12 protein-coding genes are annotated in these 18,235 nt (G+C 54.6%); 7 read left to right on the top strand and 5 right to left on the bottom strand.

Annotation, left to right across the window (positions count from 1 at the left end; genetic code table 11):
- Positions 1-45: 45 nt before the first annotated feature.
- The 6 genes from OSC10802_RS0101535 to OSC10802_RS38220 all read left to right on the top strand — a co-directional run bounded on the left by OSC10802_RS0101535 (position 46) and on the right by OSC10802_RS38220 (position 4,519).
- On the top strand, positions 46-1,281 hold the full coding sequence (locus tag OSC10802_RS0101535; RefSeq protein ID WP_017715023.1) for an LL-diaminopimelate aminotransferase: 1,236 nt from the start codon (positions 46-48) through the stop codon (positions 1,279-1,281).
- 146 nt (positions 1,282-1,427) lie between these two features.
- Positions 1,428-1,604: a DUF6888 family protein gene (locus OSC10802_RS52490; protein WP_198525037.1), complete on the top strand. Its 177-nt coding sequence runs from the start codon at positions 1,428-1,430 to the stop codon at positions 1,602-1,604.
- Complete coding sequence (locus OSC10802_RS0101525) at positions 1,604-1,834, top strand: DUF6887 family protein (protein WP_017715021.1); 231 nt, start codon at positions 1,604-1,606, stop codon at positions 1,832-1,834. Before OSC10802_RS52490 ends, OSC10802_RS0101525 begins: the two co-directional genes overlap by 1 nt.
- Positions 1,835-1,890: 56 nt before the next feature.
- Complete coding sequence (locus OSC10802_RS0101520; RefSeq protein ID WP_017715020.1) at positions 1,891-2,454, top strand: Uma2 family endonuclease; 564 nt, start codon at positions 1,891-1,893, stop codon at positions 2,452-2,454.
- A complete protein-coding gene (locus OSC10802_RS43795; RefSeq protein ID WP_155967291.1) occupies positions 2,451-2,846 on the top strand; it encodes a DUF1156 domain-containing protein in 396 nt (131 codons plus the stop codon). Before OSC10802_RS0101520 ends, OSC10802_RS43795 begins: the two co-directional genes overlap by 4 nt.
- Positions 2,843-4,519, top strand: a complete 1,677-nt coding sequence (locus OSC10802_RS38220) for a hypothetical protein (protein ID WP_052334286.1) — start codon at positions 2,843-2,845, stop codon at positions 4,517-4,519. The genes OSC10802_RS43795 and OSC10802_RS38220 overlap by 4 nt, the downstream gene beginning before the upstream one ends.
- A gap of 181 nt (positions 4,520-4,700) precedes the next feature.
- Here OSC10802_RS38220 and OSC10802_RS0101510 read toward each other — a convergent pair whose 3' ends face one another.
- A complete protein-coding gene (locus tag OSC10802_RS0101510; protein WP_044170276.1) occupies positions 4,701-9,518 on the bottom strand; it encodes a WD40 domain-containing protein in 4,818 nt (1,605 codons plus the stop codon).
- A gap of 493 nt (positions 9,519-10,011) precedes the next feature.
- Between OSC10802_RS0101510 and OSC10802_RS48565 the strand changes: the two genes are divergently transcribed.
- A complete protein-coding gene (locus OSC10802_RS48565; RefSeq protein ID WP_155967289.1) occupies positions 10,012-10,164 on the top strand; it encodes a hypothetical protein in 153 nt (50 codons plus the stop codon).
- A 188-nt stretch (positions 10,165-10,352) separates the two neighbouring features.
- On the opposite strand, the gene OSC10802_RS0101505 is transcribed toward OSC10802_RS48565, so the two are convergent.
- The 4 genes from OSC10802_RS0101505 to OSC10802_RS0101485 form a co-directional block, all read right to left on the bottom strand.
- On the bottom strand, positions 10,353-10,583 hold the full coding sequence (locus OSC10802_RS0101505) for a hypothetical protein (protein ID WP_017715018.1): 231 nt from the start codon (positions 10,581-10,583) through the stop codon (positions 10,353-10,355).
- Positions 10,584-10,730: 147 nt separating this feature from the next.
- Positions 10,731-10,868, bottom strand: coding sequence for a hypothetical protein (locus tag OSC10802_RS48560; protein ID WP_155967287.1), 138 nt, complete (start codon positions 10,866-10,868; stop codon positions 10,731-10,733).
- Between the two features lie 692 nt (positions 10,869-11,560).
- Positions 11,561-16,375, bottom strand: coding sequence for a WD40 repeat domain-containing protein (locus OSC10802_RS0101490; RefSeq protein ID WP_017715016.1), 4,815 nt, complete (start codon positions 16,373-16,375; stop codon positions 11,561-11,563).
- Positions 16,372-17,730, bottom strand: a complete 1,359-nt coding sequence (locus OSC10802_RS0101485; protein ID WP_026098073.1) for a P-loop NTPase fold protein — start codon at positions 17,728-17,730, stop codon at positions 16,372-16,374. The genes OSC10802_RS0101490 and OSC10802_RS0101485 overlap by 4 nt, the downstream gene beginning before the upstream one ends.
- Between the last annotated feature and the right edge of the window lie 505 nt (positions 17,731-18,235).

Below are 18,235 nucleotides of genomic sequence, written 5' to 3'. Positions count from 1 at the left end.
CCCGATTTGAGATAAGCTGTTTTACGGCGTTCGTGACGATTCAACATGGCAACGATTAACGAGAACTACCTAAAGCTGAAAGCCGGCTACCTGTTTCCTGAAATTGCTCGCCGGGTGAGTGCCTTCGCCGAGGCCAATGCTGAGGCCAAAATTATTCGGCTGGGCATTGGCGATGTCACCGAACCCTTGCCAGAAGCCTGCCGTGCGGCGATGGTTAAAGCAGTAGAAGAAATGGGCGACCGCGCTACCTTCAAAGGATATGGCCCAGAGCAAGGCTACGCCTGGTTGCGGGAGAAAATTGCAGCTCACGACTTCCAGGCGCGGGGGTGCGAGATTGACGCATCGGAAATTTTTATCTCCGACGGTTCTAAGTGCGACAGCGGCAACATTCTCGACATCTTTGGCGATCGCAACACGATCGCTGTCACCGACCCGGTTTATCCGGTTTATGTGGACACCAACGTGATGGCGGGGCATACGGGTCCTGCCAATGAAAAGGGCGAGTTTGAGGGCTTGGTCTATCTGCCGGTGACGGCGGAGAACAACTTCACGGCGTCTCTTCCCACCCAGAAAGTCGATTTGATTTACCTGTGCTTCCCCAATAACCCCACGGGAGCAACCGCGACGAAGGAACACCTGAAGGCGTGGGTGGATTATGCCAAAGCGAATGGCTCTATCATTTTCTTCGATGCGGCTTACGAAGCCTTCATTACTGAGCCAGACATCCCCCATTCTATTTACGAGATTGAAGGGGCGCGGGATTGCGCGATTGAGTTTCGCTCCTTCTCGAAGACAGCAGGGTTTACCGGCACTCGCTGCGCCCTCACCGTTGTGCCGAAGACGCTGACGGCGAAAGCTTCTGACGGGTCCGATGTAGAACTGTGGAAGCTGTGGAACCGCCGGCAGTCTACCAAGTTCAATGGCGTGTCTTATATCGTGCAGCGGGCGGCTGAAGCGGTGTACTCGGAAGAGGGGCGGGAGCAAGTCAAGGCGCTGGTCAGTTTCTATCTGGAAAATGCTAAAATTATCCGGGAGGAGCTGACAGCTGCCGGTCTGGCGGTGTATGGTGGTGTTAATGCGCCTTATGTGTGGGTGAAAACGCCCAACGGTCTGTCGAGTTGGGATTTCTTTGATAAGTTGCTGCACAGCTGCAATGTGGTGGGAACGCCCGGGTCTGGTTTTGGGGCTGCCGGTGAGGGGTACTTCCGCATTTCCGCGTTTAACAGCCGCGAGAATGTGGGAGAAGCGATGAAGCGGATTGCCGAGAAGTTTAAGGCTTAGGGCGCTATTGGCTGCTTAGCGGTGTTCAGCCGGTCTAAGCAGCACAGCTCTCAAAGTTCTGCATATTATCCCGCAGACAGCGGGATAATGCTCGCGACAAGCGGGTTAGACTGCAGTAAGCGGTTTAATAGACAGACAAGATTAAAATGCCAACTGACGCACAGTTAAGGTGTCTCTACCGAATCGCCTATCAATTGACCTATGTGATGTTCCAGCCGATTCACCTAATTTGTACGGACGTCCGAACTCAAAATTTATTCATCCTGGCCGGTGAGAATGAAGAAATCGAATTTGAAGTGACGCCTGATGGGGAGGTAATTTAATGAGCGAAATAGACTACTCTGCCATGTCCGAACGAGAGCTGAAGCAATACTTTCTCGCTCATCGCGACGATGAGGCTGCTCTCAAAGCCTATCTAAATCGACGCCATCAGCGTTCGACACCAGCGATCGCCACAGTTAACGATCCTGATTTTGATGCTAAGATACAAGCAGCCATTGTTCAGCAAATGAGCGACCGTCCAAAAAACGATACGTCTCAAATTCGCAGTTGAATCGTGAATTGGTGGGCTGTAGCCCACCTTGCCTGACTTCTTTGGAGCCTACACAAATGCTACAGATTCCTTCTAAAACTTTAACGCTGTCAGAGTTTCTCAAACTGCCAGAAACCGAGCCGGCTAGCGAGTATATTGACGGTCAAATTGTTCAAAAACCTATGCCACAGGGAAAGCACAGCACTATTCAGGGTGAGCTGTCTGCTGCTATTAACGCAGCTCTTAAACCTCAGCGGATTGCGCGAGCTTTTCCCGAATTGCGGTGTACCTTTGGCGGGCGCTCGCTCGTTCCTGATGTGTCCGTTTTTCTTTGGGACAGAATTCCCCGCGATGAGAGTGGCGCAGTTGCCAACATTTTCCTGGCGGCTCCCGATTGGACAATTGAGATTCTCTCGCCGGAACAAAGCCAAACGAAAGTTATCAAAAATATCCGGCACTGTTTGAAGTTTGAAACGCAAATGGGCTGGCTTATCGTTCCGGAGGAGGAAACGGTTTTTGTTTATCTTCCCCAGAACCAGCTGGAAGTTTTTGACGGGCCGGCAGATCGACTTCCCGTGCCTTCTTTTGCTGGGGATGTGCGGCTAACCGCCGGCGATCTATTTGGTTGGCTGCTAGAATGAAAGGAGTGGGGTGGGGGATTAAGAATTCCGCCGGGTTGGGGGGTGCCGGTGAGGGAAAAGCGATAGAAGAGGATAGCTTTCCCTTTGAACAGCTCAGTGAAATAGCTGAACTGGAAAGCTGGCGCAAGGAAATCAACCGACCCCTCTATTATATACATAAATGGTGGGCCAGAAGACTGGGCTCCGTATTCCGCGCCATCATTCTTTCTACCTTTGCTCCAGAAGGTTCTGATATCCTGAGCTTGTTTTATAAACCGGCATCCCTCAAGGGAGTCAAAGTTTTTGACCCCTTCATGGGAAGCGAACTGTTGGGGAAGCCATCAAACTGGGCGCAACAGCCATTGGACGGGATATTAATCCTGTCGCTTATTTTACGGTCAAAAATGCGTTGATCAACAAAGACCGGCAGCGCCTTATAGAAACCTTTGAAACTCTCCGAAAAGCGGTAGCATCTCGAATTCAAAACTATTACACGACTGTCCCCGACAGCGGTGAGATGGCGGCGGTTCTTTACTATTTTTGGGTGAAATGGCTGCCTTGCCCTGCGTGCCGGCGTCCGGTTGACCTGTTTTCATCATATATTTTTGCAAAGCACGCCTACCCAAATAAGTTTCCGGAGGCTCAGGCTGTCTGCCCAGAATGCGGAAATATCAGCGCAATTCACTGCGCTGCCAAAAGCGTCACTTGTGAAAACTGCAAGTCCGTTTTTAACCCGCAGGTGGCACCAGTCAGAGGTCAGAAAGCGACTTGCAAGCATTGCGCCCATACCTTCTCTATCGTTACAGCAGTTAAACAGCTTGGCAAGCCGCCAGAACACCGGATGTACGCTAAGTTGGTGCTGCTTAAGGACGGGTCAAAGCAGTATTTACCTATTAACGAGTTTGACCGAAACCTTTATGAAAAGGCAAAGACAGAACTGAGACTCCGCCAAAAGGCTTACCCGTTTGTTGCCATAAAGCCCGGTTACAATACAGACCAGGTGCTTAATTACTGTTACCGGCACTGGCATGAAATGTTTAATGACCGGCAGCTCTTATGCCTGAGTGTGTTGGCGGAACAGATACGGCAGATTGAGGATGCAAATGTGCGGGATATGTTCGCATGCCTGTTCTCCGGATGCCTGGAATTCAATAACTTGTTTGCCTCATACAAAGGAGAGGGCACCGGCGCAGTGCGGCACATGTTTTCTCATCACATTTTGAAGCCAGAGCGCACCCCCCTAGAGGCCAATCTCTGGGGCACACCGAAAAGCTCAGGTTCATTTTCAACCCTTTTTGAAAGCCGCATCCTTAGGGCTGTAGATTACGGTGAAAAGCCCTTTGAAATAAAACCCAAACAGAGAAAGACAAAAATAGAGGCGGAAAAAATTTATGGCCTATCGCCCGCCACCGGCACTGAAATTGCCAATAATTTCTGTGAGCTGAGTGAGGCTAAGCCCGTTTATCTTTCCTGCGGAGATTCAGCGGTCACAGACATCCCTACAGAGAGCGTAGATGCTGTCATCACCGACCCCCCTTTCTTCGACAATGTTCACTACTCAGAATTAGCCGATTTTTTCTATGTTTGGCAGCGCTATCTAATTCAAAATAACGTGTCCGGCAATGTCACGACCCGTCACCCAAATGAAGTCCAGTGCGGTGACGCTTTAGTTTTTGCTCACCGGCTGCAAGGCGTGTTTTCTGAATGCCACCGCGTTCTGAAGCCAGAGGGGTTGCTGGTTTTTACCTATCACCACTCAAAACCGGAGGGATGGCGTGCGATTTTAAGCGCTTTAGTCAAAGCGGGTTTTGCGACTGTCGCCACCCACCCTATCAAGTCGGAAATGTCTGGGGCGACACCGAAAAGCCAAGCCAAAGAGCCCATCGATATTGATGTCATCATTGTTTGCAGGAAGAGAGACACGGTGGAGCTAAAAGACTGTCTGGCAAATGCTTTGGAGTCAGCCGCTCGCAAGACAGCCAGTCAAGTGAGCCGGTTTAACTCCCACCAGCGGTATTTGAGCAAGAACGATGTGCTGGTTGTTTATATGGCGCAGCTTCTAAAACCGCTCTCCGCACCAACTTGAAACAGCCTTAGATTGGCTTGAGGAAAAACGCAGCCAAATCCAGCTTCATATTGAGGACTCACACGCGCAACAAAGCCTCTCATAAATGAGACATCTCGGAGAGAAAGCCACCCAGTAGTAGCTCACTCTCCCTTCCCCTCTCCCTTGGCGTCCCCTCACGGTGGCGGTTCAAACAAAAAAACTATCTCCCCTCCCCAATCCCCTGACAGAGATTCCCATCACCAGACTTATTCTTCAAATAGTCGCGCAGCCAATAGCAACCGCGCCGGACCAGACTGTCCAGATCCAAATTATCCACGCGCCAGAGAATCGCAGTTTTGTCCCTGCTAGCCAAAGCCAGAGTTTGGCCATCCGGGCTAAAACTGAGATGATTGACAACATCATCTTGCTCCAGAGTCGCCGCCAAAGTGCCGTCAGTGCGCCAGACTCTCACTTTCTTGTCCGTACTGGCAGAAGCAAGGATCTCGCCTTTGGGGCTGAAACTGACACTAATGACGCTCTCAGGATGCGGGAGAGTGCTCAGCAGAGTGCCGTCAGTGCGCCAGAGTTTGACAGTCTTGTCCGCACCGGCAGAGGCGACCAGATCCCCGTCGGGGCTGAAACTGACGCTCCGGACCTTATCCCCGTGCGAGAGAGTGCGCAGCAGGGTGCCGTCAGTGCGCCAGAGCTTGACCGTTCTGTCATCACTGGCAGAGGCCAAAATCTTGCCATCTGGGCTGAAACTGACGCTATTGACTCTCCTGTCGTGATACAGCGTGTAGAGCAAAGTGCCGTCAGTGCGCCAGAGTCTAACCGTTTTGTCATCACTAGCCGAGGCCAAAATGCCGGTGCGGCTGAAGCTGACGCTATTGACACTCTCCTTGTGCGGGAGAGACTTCAGCAGAACGCCGTCAGAGCGCCACAGCTGCACGCTGTCCCCACTGGCGGACGCTACAATCTTGCCGTTAGGGCTGAAACTGGCGCTGGTAACAATCTCGTCGTGCGGGATAGTGACGAGCAGGCGACCGTCTTTGTCCCAGAGTTTAACTGTTTTGTCATAACTCGCAGAAGCAATCGATTTTCCATCCGGGCTGAAACTGACACCGTAAACCCAGTCGCTGTGCGAGAGAGTTTTCAGCAAAGGAGTGCTGTCCGGACTCCACAGCTTAACCGTATCGTCCTCACTGGCGGTGGCAATGGTTTTGCCGTCGGGGCTGAAACTCAAAGCCCAAATAAAGCCTTCATGCCCCCGGAAAGTTTTCAGCAAGCCCCCGTCCAAGCTCCACAGTTTGACAGTGCGGTCGCGGCTCACCGAGGCCAGAGTCTGGCCATCGGGACTGAAACTCACATCCACAACCCAGTCACTGTGCCCTTTGAGAGTGTGGAGCAATTTGCCGTCGGAGTTCCAGATGCGGACAGTATTGTCCGCAGAAGCCGAAGCCAGCCTTTTCCCGTCCGGGCTGAAGCTCACCTTATAGACGCCTTCCGTATGCCCGGTAAAGGTTTTCAGGACTTTCCCCTTCAAACTCCAGAGTTTGACAGTGCCGTCCTCACTGGCAGAGGCGAGAGTGCTGCCCTCAGGGCTGAAACTCACATCCAGAACCTCATCCGCATGCCCCTTAAAGGTGGCCAGCAAGCGTCCCTCCAAATTCCAGAGTTTGATGGTCTTGTCCGCAGAAGCCGAGGCAATCGTTTTCCCGTCCGGGCTGAAACTCACCGCCAGCACCCAGTCCCCGTGTCCTGAGAGAGTTCTCACCAAATTCCCGTCCTTTCTCCAGAGTTTGACCGTCTTGTCCGCACTGCCGGAAGCGATCAGATCCCCGCTGGGGCTGAAACTCACGCTCGTGACCGCACCTTGATGCCCTGTGAGGGGCGGCAGGATCGGGCTGCCGTCAGAACGCCACAGTTTGACCGTTTTGTCCGCAGAAGCCGAGGCAATCGTCTTTCCGTCGGGGCTGAAACTGACCCCCAAGACGTTTTGCGTGTGCCCTTGCAAGCGGTTGCGCTCTTGCACTCTAGAGACGGCTTGCCTGAGGCGTTCCGCGATTTTATTTTTCCCTTCACTAGAGGCTGAGGTCTTATTAAAGTTTATCCCGATATCGACACTGGTTTCCAATACGCCTAGCTGGTCGTTATCAATCGAGAGCAGCAGGGCTTTGGAGGCAGAATTCAGCGCCTCTATCCGGGCATTTTCGCCCAGGACGGCAAGGCTGGCCAGCAAAACTCCTGCGGCCACTGCAGCTCGGAATTGCCATTTGCGAATGCGCGTCAGCCGCTCTTCGGCTTGCCTCTGTTTTTCTTGCGCTTCCATGACTTGATTCAGTTGCTTAATCTGGTCTTGGTTCCGCCTGTTCTGTTCTTGCAGCTTTTCCCATTCAATCGCTCGGTCTAATTTCTGCTGCTGGCGGATGAACGCTGCCAGATAGTCGTGTACCAGCTGGTACAGCTCCGCCGGCATTTCCTTCCAGCGAAACACCAGCCCTGATTTTTCTAAAATTTCTAGAACTAAATCTAACTTTTTGGCTTCTTGCAAAGAGGCCAAATCCGCTGCCAATTCAGCGCGAGTCTTCAGGGGGCGGGTGTCGTTATCATCCGTGAGCAAGTACAGGACCAGTCGGGCGGCCCGCTCATTTTCTGGGCCGCAGTCTGTGAGCACTTGCTCCAAAAACCGCTCCACCAGTTTTTGCTTGGGCCCCTGTTTCTGGTACTCGGCCAGCGTCGTGATGTTCTCGGCTTGCAGCTGCGAGCCCGCCACCTGCAGTTCAATCGGGCGCACTTCCCCCTCAGCGCCGGCCAAATCTCGCACCAATTCATCGATCAGCGCCGGTTCTAAGTAAAATTGCGCTCGCTCTGTTAAGCTTTGGATGACGGCGGTGGCCTCAGACGGCGAAAAATTCCCCAAATAGTAGAGAATGTCTTTGCTGAGAATGTCGTTGTCGATCGCGTCCAGGTGCGTCAGGCGAATCGACTCCAGCAAATAGTGCAAGAAGTCGGCTCGCACCGCCAGCATGACTTTCACAAACGGAACATTCAAACAGTCTCGCAAAAACTCAAAAAATAGCCGCCTTTTTACCTGATCCTTGCCAGCAAAGAAAAACTCTTCAAACTGGTCAAAAATCAGGACGGTGAGCAGGTTGCGGTCAGCATTTTTTTTCAGCTGGGAAATGAGCGCGGCGACTGAATCTAGCGGTGCGCCGGCACCCTCTGTAGCCCCCCGACCGCTTCTAATCGCCCCCAGCTCAGCAGACAGTTTGTTTCCCAGCCCCGCCACCCAGTCGGTGTAAACTTGCAGCAGCACCGGCAAAACCTCCCGAGTGCCAACGCTGGTTTTTTTCAGCGCCGGCACCAGCCCCGCCATCACTAGAGAACTTTTGCCCACCCCTGACTGACCGTAAATAATGGTGAGTTTGTGCTGGGGGGTGCTGATCCGGTTGAGCAAGCGATTGATATCTTGCTGGCGAATCGAAACCGTAATTTCTTCGGCAGGGGCTATTTCGCCGGCAACAGATTGCAGGGCCGGATTGATCGCCTGTCGCTGCGGCTGCAGTCGTCCCGCACCGATAAAAGCGCGGAACCCATACTGGGCTTCTACAGAGCGCTGCTCTTGCTTGATGTGAAACGCATTCAGGTACTCGCCTTGCTGGAAGTACAGCAAGCGCAACTCTTCGAGGATGCGCAGGTACAGCTGGGGATCGTACTGCGGTTCCAGGCTGTTTCGGGCGGTTTCCAGGTCACTGACCGCTTCTGAGTTCAGGCCCATCTGTGCCAAGCTCTTGGCCAAAAGCAGCAGGTAGAGACTGCGGTGCTGTGGCGGCGGGGACGCTTCGCCCCCTGCCGGTGCGCCACAGGCGTCGAGAATCTCCAGCGCCTGAATCGCCATCTCTTGCGCTTCTAGCCAGTTGGCCTGCTGCAGCGCCACTTCCGCCAGAAAGCCAAAATCTTGAGCCAGCTGGACCTGATAGCCGGCGGAAAGATGCAGCTGCAGGGACTTTTCCGCCAGCGCCTGCAATTCTTCCCACGCTTCTAAGTCTCGCAGCACTTCGCCGGACTGCGAGATAAACTTAGCCACTAAGTCCTGACGCCCCGCCGCTTCAAAAATATCGAGGCATTGCTGGAAATAATTGAGCGCCTCCTGGAGGTGGCGGCGGCTTTGGGCTCGCTGCCGGTCTGCTTTTCGCCGGTAGCACAGCCCGATGTGAAACAGCAAGATTCCCTGCCGCTCTTTGACCGGCTCGACAAGTTCCCCTAGCAGTTTTCTGCGCGCTTCTTCCAAGTTCCAAAAGATCAAGCTTTTCTGGTAGTGCTCCAGGGCAGCATCGATTTGATAGCCGGTGTAGTCATCCCGACCCAGAAGAAATTGCAGGTCGGCTTCCAGTGCCGGTTCCAAGCTGACGCCGCGACTGTACAAATCCTTGCGGGCTGACTCCAGTTCTAGGGACGAGCAGGAATCAATTATAGTGGAATTGGGCACAAACTTGCAAGAGCCTGACTCCAAAACCGCAGAAAATACCCGCTCTGTGTTCTCCCGAATGAAAGCGACTAGCTCTTCTGTATCCAGCCCAAATTCAAAAGCGGTGGCGTAAGTCTCGAAGTCGGGCGCTAAGTTCATCAGCTTTTGCCCAACGCGGTCGTTGACCCACAGCAAGAGCGGAAACGGAAAACTTTTGGGAAATTCGTCGCGCACCAGGTTGGTGGAAGTCAGCAGTTGCTCCAGAGCGCTGACTGACTCCAGCCCAAACACCATTAAGGCTGCCGGCACCTCCCGACCCAGCTGTGCCAGCAGGGTGGTGTACAGCATCTTCACCGACTTGGGCAGGACCAGCTCTCGGATGGAGACGCCGCACCCCTGCCGCAGCCGGCGCGCCAAAACCTCTCGCAGGCTCGAGTAGTTGCACCGCAATAAAATTAGGGAAAATTGCCCCTGCGAAAGTTCAATCGCTCGCTGGAGCGTCCGCAAGGAGCTATTATTCTGTGCTGCTATATCATCTCCTGGCTGCTGGGTTCCGATCGTGCCTGCCATTCCTTCGCCTCTGTCAAAACTGGGTTGAAATTCAACCAGGAGCCTTTCTCTGACGCCCTCAGGGTTTGTAAGTTCAGCGTAGCCCAAAGTTCGCAGTTGGGCTAATGCCCCAATGTCCTGTGTCTCCCAGTCAAATATTTTTGACGAGTCAGTTGAGGCCCCAAGTTCCACTCATATCACGTCCGGTTGATTGCCTATAATTAATTTTTCTGCCTCTGTTTCTTTCTTCCGCTCTCCCCTGAATTCTTATTCGAGTTACTCAATCGGACAGGATATAATTGCCAGCGCCTGTGGCCAGCTCCCACCTGTCCCGCCCCTGCCCCTATAGCTGGTGGCTTTCTTTGCGCGGGGCGCGGTTGCTAGGGGCTGACTCTCATAAAGGTGGCCTGTTACCGTACAGCCATCCAGACGCAGGGCAAGTTGTGCCTTCGCCCCCCTCACCAATCAATCTTGTGGCGCTTGCGGAACTGGACTGGAAAAAAACTGCTGTGATGTGAAACCCCTGCTCGGGTCTAACTTCGCTGCCGGCACGCCTGGGCTCTCTGACCAACCCACTGCCGGCTCGCCCTGCAACCCGCACCGGCGGGTGTCCGATCGGGTGAGAGGCGGGTTCCGGGTGACTGCAACTGTTCGCTCTCAGGAATAATCTCTCTGACGGCTTGCGGCTGTCCGGCGCTAACCGAAACTTCGTTCTGGCTGGGGATCTGTGTGCTGTCAGCTCTCCTTCAAGTTTATTTTAACAGCGATCCCGACGTTTTGTGCGATTGGCTTTCCCCGTTGGGCAAAGGAGAGGGGCTCGCCCGCCATTGGCGATCGAAGGATGCCGGCGATCCCTCACTCATCGCACACTCCGAAACGGTAGCACCTGTCTTGCTTCTGGCGAGCCGCCAGTGCCAGTGGCGAGAACTGTTGCGGCTGGCGTGCCAGTCGGGCATCAGCCACAGCGGACAAGAAAATTCCGCTGCCGGATATGTGCGGGCTCTCACTCCGAGCCCAGCTTTCAGGGACTCCCAGCGCCGACAGCAGCGGCACGGCTATAACGATCCCGATAATTTTTCTTTGCATAAGAACGACCTCCAAGTCAGTAGCAAATCATTCGTAAAGCGGTTGAGCCACAGGTATCTGGTTGCTCATCTTTTCAAGACGTCTTGTTGCTGACTCTGGTTCACCCGCCAAGAGGTTGCCAGAACCCGATGGCCGTTTGCAGTTGGGCTAATGCCCCAAGGTTTTGTCGCTTACCCACACATCCACCGGCAGCTCCTCCTGGTGACTGCCTTTGGTGGGGCACCCCCGGGAGGATTGCCCCTGCTGAAGTGGACTGGGGTGTTCTTTTCCCTCTCGCGTTGGCATTATTCTCTTTACCTGTTTGCAGCCATCGGGAAAAATAATTAAGGGAGCGCCGGCTCAAAGATGTCAGCTCTTTCCACCTAATTTCATTGTCTCTCTTTTTCCCGCCGAGGGGGTGAGGGGTATGACACTCCCCTCAACGGATGATTGCGCCTGTACCACCGGCGGCTGCCGGCGGACCCGCCCCCAACCTGCGGTTGCTCTCTTTTGTAAGCCCCGGCTGCCTTTCGTCTGACTTGCAGTTTAGCGTATGGGATCTCCCCCTGCAGGACAGTCGAGGAAGTGCGGTGGGGGAGGCCCACTTTTCTTCTGCCTAGCGGTATAGAGGCTGTAGCCACCACCGAGGGGGAACACCCGCCCCTCCACCCCGGGGCATCTATTGCGGGTTGCCCCTGTTGCCAGCGCCATTAATAATCAAAAGTAATTCTAATTTATCATAAGACAATTGTTCCCCTCTGCCCATTTTCCAGTTCTCCCATATCCGCTCATATTACGGTTATGAATTTCTCCCCGCTTTCCCCCCCGAAACCGGTGTCAAGTTCTGTCTCAGTTGAAGGAGTGCGAAACCCGCCCGCACGCCCTGCAAGCTGAAACCTGAAACCTCTGGGCGCGCTGCCCCTCTCCCCCAAAAAGCGGGGCCAAAAGCGACAGATAAATTCAAAAGCGCACAAGCAACTTTAACATTAATTAAAATTTCAGCTCCCCACAGCCAAAGCCCGATCGCTCTCACTCACCGTGGGGTTGGTGCGCAGGAAGTCACGCAGCCAGTCGCAGCCGCGCACCAGCAACTGATCGAGATCCAGAGCTTGCGGTTCTGTAACCTCAGGGCTCCAGAGTTTTACAGTCCCGTCCGCACCGGCAGAGGCGAGAGTGCTGCCGTCCCCACTGAAACTCACCTGCGAAACCATATCCCTGTGACCCCGCAGCGAAAGCAGCTGAGTCCCGTCAGTGCGCCAGAGTTTGACAGTTTTGTCCGCACTCCCCGAAGCCAGGATATCGCCTTTGGGGCTAAAACTGACACTGAGCACCATATCCGTATGGCCCTGCAAGCACAGCAGCAGGCTCCCGTCAGTGCGCCAGAGTTTGACAGTTTTGTCCCCACCGGCAGATGCCAGCATACTGCCATCCGGGCTAAAGCTCACCGAAAAAATCTTATCGCTGTCACCCCGCCAAGAAACCAATTCCTTGCCCTCCAGATTCCAGAGCTTAATCGTGCCATCCCAGCTGGCGGTTGCCAGCATCTCACCGTCAGGCGAAAAACACACATCCCACACTTTGTCCGCGTGACCGCTGAGCGAGCCCAACAGCGTACCGTCGGTGCGCCAGAGTTTGACAGTGGCGTTCGCCCCCGACGCCGCCAAAATCTGGCCATCGGGGCTAAATTTGACAGATGTCATCCAGTCGCCATTACCGAAAGTGTTCAGCAGGGTGCCGTCGGTGCGCCAGAGCTTCACCGTGCCGTCCGCACTAGCTGTGGCCAGAATTTCCCCATCTGGGGAGAAACAGGCGCGCTTCACCCAGTCGCTGTGGCCTTCCAGCACCCCCAGTAAAGTGCCGTCGCGGTGCCAGAGTCTCACCGTTTTGTCAAAACCGGCAGTTGCCAGCATCCGCTGATCCGGAGAGAAACAGACGCCCATCACCCTGCCACTGCCGGCGCTGATGCTGCGCTGGCACCTGCGGTCGAGCTGCCAGAGGCGGACAGTGGCGTCCGCACCGGCAGAGAGCAGCATCTCGCCCCCGGGCGAAAAGCAGACGCTATTCACACTGTCGGTGTGGCCCGAGAGCGTCTCCAGCAGCGTGCCGTCAAGCTGCCAGAGCTTCACCGTCCTGTCCCAACTCCCCGTAGCAACCGTCTGCCCGTCCGGGCTGAAACTAATGCTGGCGGCCCAGCCTGCGTGACTGAGAGTGGCCAGCAGCCGACACCCGTCCCGCAGCCAGAGTTTGGCGGTGCTGTCCGCACTGGCGGTGGCAATGATTTGCCCGTCGGGGCTGAAAGCCACCTTCCAAACGCGGTCGCTGTGACCGGCGATCGCCGCCAGCAGCGCGCCCTGCAGGTCCCACAGCTTGACCGTGCCATCCCCACCGGCAGTGGCAATTATTTGGCCATCCGGGCTGAACGCCACCGCCGTAACCCAACTGCTGCCATCGTCTAGCACCTTCAGCAGGACAGGCGTTCCCTCTGAGCATCCCGTCTCCTCTATCTGAGCTACGCGCCAGAGTTTCACGGTCCCGTCCCCGCCGGCAGTGGCAACGAGCTGGCCATTGGGGCTGAAACAGACGCCAAATATGCGGTCGCCCGTATCAATAGCCGCCAGCACCGTGCCGTCTGGCTGCCAAAGTTTCACCGTTTTGTCCCAACTGCCCGAAGCTAGCACTGTGCCGGTGGGGCTGAACGCAACGCTGTTCACCCACTGCGCGTGTTCCCGGAAGGTCAGGAGGGGGGTGCCGTCCCGCCGCCAGAGCCTCACTGTCCCGTCGGCGCTGGCGGTGGCAATGGTTTGGCCGTCTGGGCTAGTGCTGACCTCAGTCACCCAGTTCTGGTGCCCCTGCAAGCGATTGCGCTCTCGGATTTCAGAAAGAGTCTTTTGCAACAAATTCACCGTCCGCTGCTTGACATCCTCGGTAGTTTGTGCTATAATCAGCCGGCTGCCAGCTTTGACACCGGCAACTAATGCCCCCAGCCCGTCGTGCGACAGCAGCAAAACGTGCGACAGTGCCGTCAGCGCCTCTATCTCCGCAATTTCTGCCCGAGCGCGCTGTTGCTGCTCTTTGTGCAGCGCCTGTCGGAGCTGTTCTTTCGTCAGGCGCAACTCGGCTTGCAGTCGGGGCTCTCTGTACTGGCGAATCAGCGCGGCCAGATAGTCGTGAATCAGCTGGTAGAAATCTGCCGAGTAGTCTTTCAAAAGAAACACGAGTCCCGATTGCACCAAAATCTCCAGGACTAAATCTAATTTATCCGCGTCTAGCGCTAATTCAGCGGCGAGCTGGTCGTAACTCTTCAGGGGGCGAACTTCGTCCTCATCGGTGAGAAAATACAGCACCAGTCTGGCGGCACTTTCGTTTTCTGGGCCGCAGTCTCTCACCACTTCTTCTAAATAGTCGGCGACCAGTTTTTCCTTGGGGCCTTTTACCTCATATTCCGCCAGAGTTGTGATGTTCTTGGCTTGCAGCTGCGCCCCCACCACCTGCAACTCAATCGGGCGCACCTCCTCCGTTCCGCCGGCTAAATCTCTCACCAGCCGGTCGAGCAGCTGCGGTTCCAAGTGAAATTGAGAGCGTTCGGTTAAGCTTTGGATGGCGGAGCGAGCTTGTGCCGGTGAAAAATTTCCCAAATAGTATAGAATGTCTTTATTGAGAATGTCGCTGTCGATGGCGTCCAGATCGACCGCGCGACTGCACTCTAGCAGATAGTGCAGGTAATCCTGCCGCATGGACAGGATAACTTTCACAAACGGACTGTTCAGGCAATCGCGGAAAAATTCATAAAACTCCAGTCTTTCCGCCGGCGGCTTGCAGGCAGAGAAAAATTCTTCAAACTGGTCAAAAATTAGAACCGTCAGCAGATTCCTGCCGGCATTCTCTCGCAAAAGCTCCAGAATGGCTGCCGGATCTTCCGGTGTGCGGGACAAGCGGACGCCTCTGGCTTCCTGAAGTTCCTCGGACAAACGCCTGCCCAATCTGCTCGCCCAGTCGGTGTAAATTTGCAGCACGGCAGGCAAAACGTCGCGAGTGCGAATGGTGGTTTGTTGGAGCGCCGGCACTAAACCCGCCGTAACCGTAGAACTTTTGCCGGCACCGGAAGGTCCGTAAATAACAGTGAGTTTGTGCTGGGAGCTAGCAATTCGCTGTTGCAAGCGACTGACATCTTGCTGGCGTCCGGAAGCCTCAATCTCTCGGGAAACTGTACCCTGACGGTCGAATTTCCCCAGTGCTGGATTGAGCGCCGGCTGTTGCGCCTGCAGCCGCCCCGCACCAATAAAAGCTCTGAAGCCATATTGCTGCTCAACTGAGCGCTGCTGTTGCTTAATCCAAAAAGCAGCTTTATAATCACCTTCCTCAAAATACATCGAGCGCAATATCCGCAAAAAGCGAATGTAGCGCTGGGGATCGTAGCGAGAGTCAGTCTCTGCAAGCGCGTTTTTCATGTTTCGGGTAGCTTCATGAAGGCTCTTGAGAGCTTCTGGGCGCTGCCCCAAATGCCGCTGCGCTTTCACCAAACACAAGCGGAATATTTGCTCCCAAAGTGAGGGATATAATTCCGGATAGCCGGCCTTCTCAGAAGCGGCGCTCAAGGTTTGCAGCGCCAGCGCCGCCCACTGTCTGGCATCTGACCAGCGAGAGCGCTCCACGGCAATCCGGGCGAAGAAGCCCCAGTCTTGAGCCAGTCGCAGGAAACTGCCATAAGTTTGGTGCAGCCGCACCGACTTGTCGGCTACAGTTTGCAAGGCTTCCCACTCTTGCAACCGCAGCAAAATTTCACACAGCGGGCTTATAAACTTGGCAGCTAAGTCCGCACGCTGAGCTTTTTCAAAGACCTCAACAGATTCCTGGAAATACGCCCAGGCTCGCTCGCAGGAGTGGCGGTTTTCTGCCGCCTTTCGGTCGGCATTGCGCCGGTGGCACAGCCCGATGTGGAACAGCACTGCGCCCTGTCTCTCTATGGCAGAAGTAGGGGCGGGCTCACCCAAAATGTCTCTGCGAAGTTCAGATGTTAGTAAACCCGCCCCTACTTGCGGCTGCGCCTCCAGCCGGGGTTCTGGCGGGAGGCTGCTGCGCTTCCAAAAGGCTAGGCTTTGCTGGTAGTTCTTGAGGGCGATATCCAGGCTGTCGCGGGCGTAGGCGTCGCGACCGAGAACAAATTTCACACCGGCATCTAGTTCTGGCTCCAACCGGACGTGCCGGCATTCCAAATCTTTGAGGGCGGACTGAAATTCTCTGTTGCCCCGCTCGCCGAGGAGAGTGATATTGGCGAGAAATTTGCCGGGATCGGTTTCCAGAACGGCGGCAAAAATCCGCTCGGTTTTTTGCCGCAAAGAATCGGTCAAGTCCTCGGTGGGGAGGGAAAAGTGTACGCTTGTAGACCAACTTTCCAAATCCGGCGCTAAGCGAATCAGCTTTTTGATCGCCTCATCACTGACCCAGAGTAAAATAGGCAGGGGAAAGTTTTTCGGCAACGCGTCCCGGATCAGGTTGGCTGACGCCAGAACCCGATCGAGAGGGCTCACCGACTCTAAGCCAAAAACCATAAAAACCTGTGCCAGTTCCCGGAAAGGTTCGGACAGCAGCCGGTGGGAGAGCGACCTGACAGACTTATTGAGCGCTATCTCTCGCATCTCGAAGGGGCACCGCTCTCGGAGCTGCCGCACCAAAATCTCGCGCAATGCTTCGTAGTTGCAGCGCACCAAAATTAAGGAAAACTGCCCCTGAGAGAGATCGATAGCCCTGAGGAGGGTTTGCAAGGAGTTTTGGTTGTAAGCGACAGCATCTCGATCGGGTTCCGGCTGTGTCATGACTGAAATTCTTTGGCTTCTTTCAAGATGGGGTTGATATCATACCAGCGCCCTTGCTCGTTGCGGTATTCAAAGACAAACATGCTGCGCAGCAAGATTTGGTATTCTGTCTCGCCCCTGACGCTTTTGTCGATTGTGACTTGGCGGAGCAATTTCCACTCGTCGGGATCGATGGAGCGGGTCAGCTCGTTGCAGCGTTCCAAAATTACGGTTTCCAGACGCTGGCGCGGGATGGGTAAATCTCCTTTCTGGATGCAGCGATACAGCAGCCCCAGCAAGTTACGGACGTGACCGCCACTGACGCGGCAGAGCCGGTCTAGGGTTTCCAGGCTGTCAAAGACTTCTTTGACTAATTCAATCTGCTGCTGCGGGCTGATTTCTGGAAATGCTCTGGCGAGCACCATCTGTCGCAGCAGGTTTATACCGGCTGCGCAATCGCTACCGTCGGACAGCTGCGCCGGCACCATCGGCAAGACTTTGGTGTCCATCCCACCCCCAAGGCGATACATTAGGGAACCGTAATCGTTGGAGAACATTAGCGCTAGGGGAATGGTATAGACCACGTGGCAGTTCAGTTTCCGCAGCTGTTCGCCCCGGTCCACGAACAGATATTCTGGCTGGGTTCGTCCGGTTGGGAGCCGCCGGTTATCCACCCTGTCCAGGTTATCCACAATCACCACCAGCCCTTGCTTCCCTCGCTGCTTCAGCGCTTGGATTGCCGGTTCGAGGATTTCTTTGTTGATGGCTTGCAGGATGGTGTTTGTGCGCGGTTCCAGGTATTCCCTCAGCCGGCTGCGCACCTCTGGGCTTTCTTTCGCTTGTGCGGTGATTTTTCCGATCCCGAAGGAAAGTGAAAAATCCCCGTCAGTGGTGGCGCGGGCTTGCCCTACGCCAGGTATCCCGACTTCAGCGCTCAAATCTATCTGGGTTTGCAGTAAATCTGCCGCGCCTTTGAGCAAGCCCCGGAAGCCTTTCGGTTTTAATTCGATTTTCAGCTTCTCGATGCTTTCGCTCACCTGGCGCGCGATGGTTAGCAAGATATCGCTGACATCTACGTCGCCCAGTTCCAAGTCTTGAGTTGACTCGAAATAAACGACATGAAATCCCTGTTTCTCTAATTCGGCTCTCAGCCTGAGCAATTCTGTGGATTTCCCACAGCCGATGTGCCCGCTAAATAGCTGGCAGGTCGGCTCATCCCCGGAGAGCAGCGAGATGGTTCGCTCTATTTCCTCGACGATCTGCCCCCCTCGCACCGAGGAGAAGTCAATGTAGTATTTGCGCTCCTCTTCATTTTTCATGTCGAGGGTTTTGGCTGGGTTACAGGCTTGAAAAAATCTCCGCAACTCTAGTGGCATTTTAATATTCATTCCTTTGCTGTTGGTTTGGGTCGGTCGCGCTCACCTAGAGCCGCTCGACAGTCTCTGTTTTGGGGAGGAAGCAATCCGGCCATAAGAATCTTGAATATAGACCCCCGCAAGCCATAAGGAAAACCGGTTTCCCCTGACTCCCTCCCGGGCTATCTCCTGTTGTTTATGATGCTTTTGCTGTCAGAATTGTTGCTTCTACGCCCAAAGGATTTTATGTTTTATACAGTCAGAGCAAAGGCCCAACAGGTCAAACCTGACAACCTCTCTTCATTCTGTCTTGTTGTCGCCACTTTTTGCACCTCGGATGCCCCACTGCGAACTTTGGGCTAAAGCTCAACTGCGAACTTTGGGCTGAAACCCAACTGCGAACTTTGGGCTAAAGCCCAACTACAAACACTGGGGCTAAAGCCCAACTACAAACACTGGGGCTAAAGCCCAACTACAAACACTGGGGCTAAAGCCCAACTACAAACACTGGGGCTAAAGCCCAACT

Source organism: Kamptonema formosum PCC 10802 (genome assembly GCF_000332335.1).
Lineage (GTDB): Bacteria > Cyanobacteriota > Cyanobacteriia > Cyanobacteriales > Oscillatoriaceae > Oscillatoria.
Note: the sequence above shows the minus strand (reverse complement) of the source record. Positions and strands in the feature narration are given on the sequence as shown.